Below are 5128 nucleotides of genomic sequence, written 5' to 3'. Positions count from 1 at the left end.
CTTTGGTCGTTGAAGTGGGGGTCTCCTCGCCAAAGACGATGAAGGGTACTTATTGGCGCTGAAAGACTATGGAGTGAAACCGAACGAGGAGTGGATGTTCTGCCAGGCGCAAGAGGACGAAACGGTCATCGCAGGCTACATCCGCGAGCTGAAGCGGCAGCCGACCGCCTGGTTTTGCGTCAATGACGGGCTTGGCTTTTTCGTCAGCACCGGCCTGCAGCGATACGGACTCAACGTGCCCGATGACGTTTCCGTCTGCAGCTTTGACAACGGACAGCTTTCGCAAATCGCGACGCCGAAAATCACGACCGTCGACATCGACCTGAAGCGCTACGGCAAACGAGCGGTGGAATTGTTGCGATGGCGGTGGGACAACCCGAACGAACCTTTTCAGGAAGTGCTATTGTCTACGAAACTGATCAAACGGGAATCCACAGCAGCAAAACCAACGCGCTAGGGCGGGGCTGGCCTTTTGCCTCGCCTGTTTGATTTCCATTCACTTGAAGCCGCTTTGTTTCATTTCCTCAATCTCCGTCACAGGCAATCCGGTCAGTTCGTGAATCGTCTGCGCATCAAACCCTTTCATCAACATCCGTTTCGCAATGTGCCGTTTTTCTTGTTCCGCTCCCTCTTTGCGCCCTTCCTCCCGTCCTTCCTTTCGGCCTTGAATTTTTCCCTTTTGCTCGTACGAAATGATCAATTCCAGCACGCGTTCTTTTTCTTTCGTCTCCATTTGTTCCACCTCGCTTCGAAGCTGTTGTTCTTCTTCATCGGACAGCTTCACATACGTTTCAAAAAAGCCCATCAACAAACGCTGTCTTGCCTCGTCTAGCTCAAGACGCACCAACATGCGCAAAAATTGCTTTTTCAGTTCCACTCGTTCACTTTCAGTATACCCCATTTTGCTAAGCAGCGCAGCCGCCACCGGGTTGTCGGTGCGGATGAATTGGCGCCAGTTTTGCTTGCGCAACTCCACGTGGAAAAAGCGAAAGTCAAGCACATCGCCAAACGGAAAGGAGAGCGTGAACGAAGAGGGTTCATCTCGGATGGCATCATAGCTGAAGACAGCAATCGGAATGATCGGAGTGCGGTATTTTTCAAACAAGCGGCTGAAGTAAAGAAACATTCTTTCTGGAAATGACGATTGAACGTACGCTTGGTTTTCTACGTGAACAATGATCAATCCGTCTTTTCCTTTGAACTTCGTCTCGACGAGCAGGTCAACGCGGTACTTCTCCCCAGCCGTTACGTCCGTAAACAGCTCTTCGGACAAAAACGACAAATGGTTGAAATCAATATGCTCGTGCATATCCGGAAAGAAGAGAAGCACAAATTCCTCAAAAAACGTCTGCAACAACTCCTTGAACAACCGGTCGTGATCGATCGCCATACATTCACCTCACACGAATACGTTTCGTATTCTCTTTTTCGACATCATCAAGCAAAATCCTGCCGATGGCACAAAAATGGCTGTCCCTTTTCAAGAAGAGACAGCCAAGACGCCGACCGCAATGTGAAGCCCCCTCCATTCCTGGATATGAATGTTCCGCCACTTGCACGCAAGGCCTAGAAGTGGGGGATTCCAAGGCGGCTACATCCCCGCCTTCCTTCCCCCAGCCGCCACTTTCGCCCGGCGGAAACGGGCGACCACATCATCCATCCCCCCGCTGCCGAACAACACGCCCACGACGATGAAAAGAAAACCAGCCAGCTGCATCGGCGAAATCGGCTCGCCCAGCAGCCAATGCGCCCCAAGCAACGAAAAGAGCGGATTCAAATTAATGAACACCGCCGATTCCGCAGGCCCGAGGTGCTGCACAGCTTGGTTGTAAAACATATGACCGAGCGCTGTGGCCACGACCGCCGAAGCAAGGAAAATCATCCAAAGCGGAAGCGTGCCCTCTTTCAAACTCGATAGGCCGCCTGGTTCCAGCACGAGGCTTAAGACAAACAGCCAAAGCGACCCGAAGACAAGCATCCACCCAGTCATCAACCGCGCCTCGACCGTCGCTTTTTTGATCATAATAAAGCTGATCCCTTGCGCCAAAACAGCCAAAAAGACGTACACATCCCCAATGGACAAATGGCCAAGGCCCCCGTCGCCGCTCGCCACAACAAACACGACGCCAAAAAACCCAAGCGCGATGCCAAGCAGCCGAAACAACGTCGGCCGCTGCCCCAAAAACACGATCGCCAACAGCGCCGTCACAAGCGGCACAAGCCCTAGCACAAGACCCGCATTCACCGCTGTCGTCCTCGCAATTCCCAACGCTAAAAAGAAGTGATGGGCCACGACGCTGAACAAGGCGGCCACGCCAATCTGTTTCGCCTCCTTCCAACTGACTCGTTCCAGCTTGCCGATCCCCCATAAAAACAAAAGCACGACCAACCCGGCCGTTAGAATGCGCAGCGCTGTCAACGCGACGGGCGAAAAATGCTCCACCAAAACTTTCAACGCCGTCACATTCAGCCCCCAGGCGACCATGATCCCGACAAGCAACACATAAATGAATGATCTCTTCATCCCTCTCTCCCTCTCCTGCGCGTTCGGTTTTTCTCAACATGGAAAAGGAAAAACGGAGCCGATGGACGCTCCGCTTTCCCACCCGTTTCCGCATAGAACGAATGAATTCACTTCCGCTGCAATGGCTTCTGCGATCTATTTTACTACACCGCAGCCGATTTTTTGACTAAAAAGCACCGGCATGATCGAGCTCTCTTCCTTTCTCCGCCCATATCGGCCGTCCATCGTGCATATGGTATAACAGAGAGGAGAGGAGACCCCATGTTCCCACGCTACCGCCAAAAAACGATCCGAGCCAGGACTGGGGTGGCGGTTCTCACCGCCGCCGCCGTGCTGGTGGCGATCTTGTCCCTGTTTCTTTCGAACGAACAAAATGAGGCGAAGGAAATCGTGGACACGTTTTACCGCTATGAACAGGCAGGGGATTTTGGCAGCTCTTGGGAGCTGTTTCACCCGCTCATGAAAAAGAAATTCCCAAAAGACGTCTACATCCAGCGCCGCGCCCACGTCTTTATGCAAGACTTCGGCGTCGAGACGTTCGACTACCGCATCGATGAGGTGGAAAACCTGTCGTCATGGTCGATGTCTGATAAGGACAAACCGCTTCACGATGTGTATCGCGTCCGCGTCATTCAGACGTTCCATAGCGTCTTTGGCGTGTTCGAGATCCACCAAGACGTCTTCGTCGCCACAGAAAAAGGGGGAAAGCGCATTTTGTTCCCTTACCGTCCGTAACCCCCAACACCAATGCGGCCCCGATATCGACTGGGCGCCGCTTTCAACTCTCCTTCCATTCCTCGATGATCTCAAGCGTCCGATTCATGCCGACATTGTATATCAACAGCTTAAGCAAGTTTTCCCGCTCCTCTTTTGCAAAAAAAGAGATCACCGTCCATGATCTCAAGCGGGACAGGGGAAAGCTCGGCATACAGCTCATCATCAACCTTCTGTCCTTCCTCTGGTTTTAGGACAAACGTTCTCATTCGCGCCATCCTCCTTTTCCCCTACACGTTTTGACAAGAAACACCGTTAGGCAGCGCTCCCTGTCAAGTATAGACTAACGCACAGCGCGTTCATGCGCCTGGCAGCCGCACCGTATTCCCATGCCATGCACATGAGACTCTCTTCCTATGCAGCAACCTCATCCGAATCTTCTCATACACTAATGTATCATCAATCGGAGCTGGTTTCTCCATCCAGCGAAAAAAGGAGCGAACTGCCATGTACACACATATCGTCAAACGTGGGGAAACGATCGCTTCCATCGCCCGCGACTACCGCACATCTGTTGAGGCGCTCCTTCGCGCCAATGGGTTGACCGCCGCGTCCGTCATCTTCCCTGGCCAGGGGATCGTCATCCCCCACCTTCCGCCGAAAGGATCGATTCCGTACACGATCCACATTTCGATCGGCCGCCGCCAGCTGACGTTAAAACACCGAGGGCGGACGATCCGTACGTATCCCATCGGCGTCGGCAAAATGGTCACCGCCACCCCCGTCGGCGACTTTGTCATCGTCAACCGCCAGCCAAACCCAGGCGGGCCGTTCGGCGCGATGTGGTTAAGCTTATCCAAACTCCATTACGGCATCCACGGCACGAACGACCCGTCCTCGATCGGCAAATACGTATCCAAAGGCTGCATCCGCATGCACAACAAAGACGTGCTCGAGCTCGCCTCCATCGTCCCGAACGGAACGGAGGTGTTCATCCGTCCGTGAGGGCAACCGAAAACACCGGATCGCCTACGCGGGAAGTCTTCTTTTAAAACGAAGTTTCAATATTCATAAGGCCGCCATTCGTCCCTAGCGAACGGACACCGTGTCTCTAATCGTGATAGCAGATGACAACCGATCAAGCAAGCGGTAGAAGTTGAGACGATGGCGGTCGGGATCTCGGTACCATGCCAAAGACATATTGCTCAGATCGCTCAGCGCATTGTACCAAAACCAAGCCCTCGATGTGTACGGACTTCACGGACTCCCGCGGATCAAAGCAGTGCTGCCAACCGAATTTCCGTCTGTACGGGCGGACGAACGGCGCGCCGACACCGTGTTTCTTCTCGAAGACGATTCCATTTTGCTTCTGGAGTACGAAAGCAACGAACGGTTTCTCGACAATCATTTGAAGTATCTCTGATTATGCCTGCCGCATCCTTCACACATACTATCAACAGGACAAACGAATCCGCCCGATTCGCATCGTTGTGATCTACACAAGCGATGTCACGAGCGCCCGCGAACAGCTTGACGCCGGCGACGTGCTTCTTTCATCCAAAGCGGTGCTGCTTGGCGAATTCAACGGCGATGCCATTTTCCATGCCATTGAAGAAAAAGTCCACAACGGCGAACCGCTCACTCCGGAAGAAACGGTCAACTACCCTCACTTCGCTAACGCTTGAAGTGGGGGCTTGCAACTCCCCAGAAGTGCGAGCGGACTTCGTCCTCCTTCCTTGACTTGGGGTTGCATCAGGGGGCAGGTTGACAACTGCCCAACGACGCAGGTCATGCCTGTGTCGTTCCTTCAACGATGTACTCTATTCCTTTTCGTTGAAGGTTCATGGCACCAATGCGGTCATCGTTTGAGGTGTATCCGCATGTTCGGCA

At 53.2% G+C, this 5128-nt stretch carries 5 protein-coding genes and 2 pseudogenes; 4 read left to right on the top strand and 3 right to left on the bottom strand.

The genetic code is table 11. The features are described 5' to 3' along the window. Positions 1–40: 40 nt before the first annotated feature. Positions 41–457: pseudogene (locus tag ETR37_RS17935) on the top strand (substrate-binding domain-containing protein); the annotation flags it as partial. A 39-nt stretch (positions 458–496) separates the two neighbouring features. Here ETR37_RS17935 and ETR37_RS17930 read toward each other — a convergent pair. Both ETR37_RS17930 and ETR37_RS17925 read right to left on the bottom strand, forming a co-directional pair. After that, entirely contained in the window at positions 497–1390 is an 894-nt protein-coding gene (locus tag ETR37_RS17930; RefSeq protein WP_013524772.1) for an Rpn family recombination-promoting nuclease/putative transposase, read from the bottom strand. A 201-nt stretch (positions 1391–1591) separates the two neighbouring features. Then, the gene (locus ETR37_RS17925; protein WP_129447622.1) at positions 1592–2524 is read right to left on the bottom strand and encodes a DMT family transporter; all 933 of its coding nucleotides are present in this window, start codon (positions 2522–2524) and stop codon (positions 1592–1594) included. Positions 2525–2785: 261 nt separating this feature from the next. On the opposite strand from ETR37_RS17925, the gene ETR37_RS17920 reads away from it, so the two are divergent. Next, entirely contained in the window at positions 2786–3259 is a 474-nt protein-coding gene (locus ETR37_RS17920) for a hypothetical protein (protein ID WP_129447621.1), read from the top strand. A 110-nt stretch (positions 3260–3369) separates the two neighbouring features. On the opposite strand, the gene ETR37_RS17915 is transcribed toward ETR37_RS17920, so the two are convergent. Further along, positions 3370–3507: a hypothetical protein gene (locus ETR37_RS17915; protein ID WP_233434091.1), complete on the bottom strand. Its 138-nt coding sequence runs from the start codon at positions 3505–3507 to the stop codon at positions 3370–3372. 238 nt (positions 3508–3745) lie between these two features. On the opposite strand from ETR37_RS17915, the gene ETR37_RS17910 reads away from it, so the two are divergent. Next, positions 3746–4243 carry a L,D-transpeptidase family protein gene (locus ETR37_RS17910; protein ID WP_081133263.1) on the top strand — a complete coding sequence of 166 codons (498 nt, stop codon included), beginning with the start codon at positions 3746–3748 and terminating at the stop codon, positions 4241–4243. 151 nt (positions 4244–4394) lie between these two features. Continuing rightward, a pseudogene (locus ETR37_RS19425) lies at positions 4395–4896 on the top strand (transcriptional regulator); the annotation flags it as partial. Between the last annotated feature and the right edge of the window lie 232 nt (positions 4897–5128).

This window comes from Geobacillus sp. PK12 (assembly GCF_004123125.1).
GTDB lineage: Bacteria > Bacillota > Bacilli > Bacillales > Anoxybacillaceae > Geobacillus > Geobacillus zalihae.
Note: the sequence above shows the minus strand (reverse complement) of the source record. Positions and strands in the feature narration are given on the sequence as shown.

What these genes read in the sequence shown, in the direction of transcription:
- ETR37_RS17910 (WP_081133263.1), top strand. Translation starts at nt 3,746, where the DNA reads ATGTACACACATATCGTCAAACGTGGGGAAACGATCGCTTCCATCGCC.
- ETR37_RS17925 (WP_129447622.1), bottom strand. Translation starts at nt 2,524, where the DNA reads ATGAAGAGATCATTCATTTATGTGTTGCTTGTCGGGATCATGGTCGCC.
- ETR37_RS17930 (WP_013524772.1), bottom strand. Translation starts at nt 1,390, where the DNA reads ATGGCGATCGATCACGACCGGTTGTTCAAGGAGTTGTTGCAGACGTTT.
- ETR37_RS17915 (WP_233434091.1), bottom strand. Translation starts at nt 3,507, where the DNA reads ATGAGAACGTTTGTCCTAAAACCAGAGGAAGGACAGAAGGTTGATGAT.
- ETR37_RS17920 (WP_129447621.1), top strand. Translation starts at nt 2,786, where the DNA reads ATGTTCCCACGCTACCGCCAAAAAACGATCCGAGCCAGGACTGGGGTG.